Raw genomic sequence first — 3,355 nt, 5'->3', positions numbered from 1 at the left:
CTTCACCGAACGGGCGCCCGCCTATGCGATCTCGATCACCCAGCGGCATTGAGGCTGGCCTCACCCGCTGCCGGGTTCGCACGGGCAGTTCCAAGGGGATTTGCTCGCGCTAGATCAAGCGGCGCGGCGTATGGCGTATCGGTCCCGCCCAGACACGGTTTTCGAGATCAGCTGCCCTCTAGGGTTCGCCAAAAGCGAAGGCGCCGAGCGGCTCTTCCAGCGCTCGGGCAGGAGCACCATATCGCGCCTGCCCGATTGCACCTCCCGTGTCCGAAGATACCGCGGTCTTGAACCGGAGAGCGCCAGTTGCGGGCGATGAACCTCTGCCAGAAAGCGGACCTATCAGTTCGCCAAGTTGCTTCCATGCCGAGAAGCCGTAGCGCGCATGGATGTCGAGGGCGCCGAAATACGTGGTCCGGGGCGTCATTCGGCCTGATACCGGCCTCCCCCGCCGCCGCTGAAATAGACGATGGCGTTGAGCCGTGAGCTAGTGAGCCGGCAGCACGGTCGGCGGAACGGTGGCCAGCCGGGCTGCAAAGTCGGCCTCGACGTCCAGCATCGCTTGGAGGAGCGGCTCGAAACCACTGTAGTCAACCGGCACTTTCGAAGCAGCAATGACCTTCGTGGCGAAGGTGAATTTAGAGTAGAACTTGGCGCCGTCTTTCTCGTGGTTCGTCTTGTCGAAGGTCTTGCCGTCGATCTTTGTGTCAAGGAGCGTCTTATCGAAAAGGTCTTCGATTGCCGTCTCCGGCAGCCCAAGCTTCGGGATCGGAACGACATAAAGGTTCGTGTGAAGGTAATAAAAAGGATCAGCCCCTGCGACGGTCCTGCCCAGTATCTTGCTCACTTCCTCGAACAGGTGGACTGCGCCCTTGTCGCAATCAGTGACGATGATCACGGGCGCCTTCGGCGTACCCTTGAACCCTTTCGTCCGGTGCGCATACTGCGCTACAAGATTTTTGAGCTGGCCGTTTCCACCGGACAGATCCTGCACTTCGCGAGTGTTCGTCGTGTATTTGAAGAAAGTCGGCCGGATCTTGACTTTGCCGTCAACGGTCTCAAAGAAATCCGGAAATTTGGCATGGAGGGAGCGGATAGCGCTCCGAAGGTATATGCCGTCCGTCTTACCTTCGCAGACGATGACGGGCTTTTCGATCGACCAAAATGCGTTGTAATTGAGGAAGCGTGCGAAGATCTTCCTGTATCCAGGAATACCTTTCGGCTTTTCAAGATTGGCTTTGCCGAGCGTTAGGCTGCGAATGTAGTAGATGAAATTCAGGCGCCCCCTCAGGCTATCGAGCGAGATCGGCTCCTTCTCACCGTCGAAGACGCGATAGGCTTGACCGTCGACGAACAGACGGTGGCACATCGCCCTGGTCTGCTTCCAATATTCGACCGGTACGTTGAGGTGTCGGTTGACGATGAGGCCCGTCGTGTCCTGACGGGAGTCCCGATACTGCATCCGTGTCTTGTCGGGATTGATCTCGAAGCCCGATGACACGATGCGCGATGCAAGTTCCTCGCTTGGCTGCCAGGCGTGGGGGCCAGCCAGGACGGCGATCCGCTCCGGGAACTCCGGCTCGTTTGTCGAGAAGGTAATGTCGTCGGCGTATCGCGTGTACGTGCAATTGCACTCTCGGGCTAACCGGTTAAGCCGGTAATCCAAGCTTCTGGCGATCAAGTTTGAGATGGGCGGAGAGCAAGGGCTTCCCTGAGGGAGCACGTTATCATGGCAGGCTAGCTGGGCCAGGATGGTGCTGGTCTTGGGCGTCAGGGCAAACTGGTTGTTCGCGATGAAGAATCCGCGAACCCTGCCGAAGTTAATCGACGGGAAGAAGTCCCGCAGATCGATATTGAACACCCATCTCTTGTTACGATGCCGGATGGCATTAGTGATGATCGAGAGTTCTTTTTTGAAGCCGTGCGCCAGGATCGAGTTCTTGCGACGATCCCCCTCCAGTTCCTTCTCAATGCTGAGTAGCAACGTGGCGAGCTGCTTCTGAATGTATTTCAGGCCGCCGTGAGGAGCACTGATGGTGCGGGTACCACCGCGCTTTTTCGGCACCGTGAAAGAGCGATACTTAGTGGCCGGCGGCATATAGTAGAGCGCATACGAAAGCCGCGACGGCTTGACGTTCAAGAGCGCAGCAACGCCGTGTAGGTCCGTGGCTTTCTTGAGGCGCTGAAGTTCGGGAGAGGCTGCCGGCATGAGACGACTTGCGGATACTCTTATGCGTCTTCGCGCATATTTGCCGGGATCATATAATGTCGGTCAGTGTTCGGAGAGCAGTCGGCTCCACGATGGTTTCAACTACAACGAAACATTGTAGAAAAATCTATCCGCAAGTCGTCGTCCTGATAAGCACGCCGCTGGGCGGAACGCAACTTAGACGATCGGTGGGGGAGTTGTGCGCTGGGGTTAGGCGGCCGCCTTCCCTCCCTGCTGCACGAACGTCTCGATCATGAAGGTCGCCATCGCGCCCGCCATGTTGACCGCCAGTGCTGCGTGGCGGGCCGACGGCTTCACCGGGATCTTGCCGCCCGGCGCATGCGCGTCTGAGAACCGGTTGCGCAACGTCCCGATGCCGTTGACCAGGTTCATCGCGCCGCCCAGGATCATCTTGATAGGCTCCTGACCTCAGCGATTCAGAGCGACTCGAAGCCGCCGCGCACGCTCCTTGAATGCTTCTTCGCCTCCCTCCAGGATGTCGCACACGGCTTTGCGGATCGACGCGTCTTCGAGACCGCCCGATACATAAGTGATGGGAGGAAGGCTTCCAGGCGTGTGGGCCCCGACGCTGGCGATGATGATCTGGTCAGCATCAGCGTTGATCACTAGGTTCGCGTTATGCGTGACCATGATGACCTGCCGCTTCGTTTTGGCGAGCTGGAACAGGCCGACGAGCTCGTCAAAGATCGATTTGGGGTCGAGGTTCTCTTCGGGCTGGTCAATGATTAGCGGTGTGTCATCGCTATCGTCGAGCGCGAGATAGAGCAGCAGCAGGACGATACCGCGCGTGCCGGGTGACAGCTTCTGGATAGCGATCCCGTCATAATCGACGCTGTACTCAAGATCGATGTGGTCGGTGCTGAACAGCCATTTCGCGAAGCGCCGCGTCCAGGTGCGGTATCTGTCAGGCTCGCCCTTCGACACATTCGATATGGCGAGCAGCTCCTCCTGGTGTGTCTCTCGGAACGTCTTCATCGCAGCCGAGACCGCGTCGGACGTACCGGTCTCCCACGCCCTCTTCAGTATGTTCGTCGCCTCCGCGAGAAGTGTGCCTCGCCCCTGGAAGGGGCCTAGGCCGTCGACTCATTACCGCGTAGCCAGATCCTGACGCATACGAGCTTGAGG

Annotated in this window: 2 protein-coding genes and 1 pseudogene; all 3 read right to left on the bottom strand. The window is 58.6% G+C overall.

The genetic code is table 11. The features are described 5' to 3' along the window. Window positions 1-487: 487 nt before the first annotated feature. On the bottom strand, window positions 488-2,209 hold the full coding sequence (locus tag AX750_RS08225) for a retron Ec67 family RNA-directed DNA polymerase/endonuclease (RefSeq protein ID WP_067253864.1): 1,722 nt from the start codon (window positions 2,207-2,209) through the stop codon (window positions 488-490). 210 nt (window positions 2,210-2,419) lie between these two features. Further along, entirely contained in the window at window positions 2,420-2,626 is a 207-nt protein-coding gene (locus tag AX750_RS08220; RefSeq protein WP_348626271.1) for an abortive infection family protein, read from the bottom strand. Between the two features lie 12 nt (window positions 2,627-2,638). Beyond that, window positions 2,639-3,301, bottom strand: a pseudogene (locus AX750_RS08215) (AAA family ATPase); the annotation flags it as partial. Between the last annotated feature and the right edge of the window lie 54 nt (window positions 3,302-3,355).

The sequence above is a fragment of the Methylobacterium sp. CCH7-A2 genome (assembly GCF_001557075.1).
GTDB lineage: Bacteria > Pseudomonadota > Alphaproteobacteria > Rhizobiales > Beijerinckiaceae > Allobosea > Allobosea massiliensis.
This window is presented reverse-complemented; position numbering and strand designations above follow the sequence as displayed.

Bases quoted from the DNA above. Each gene is read 5' to 3' on its own strand.
- AX750_RS08225 (WP_067253864.1), bottom strand. From the start codon at position 2,209: ATGCCGGCAGCCTCTCCCGAACTTCAGCGCCTCAAGAAAGCCACGGAC.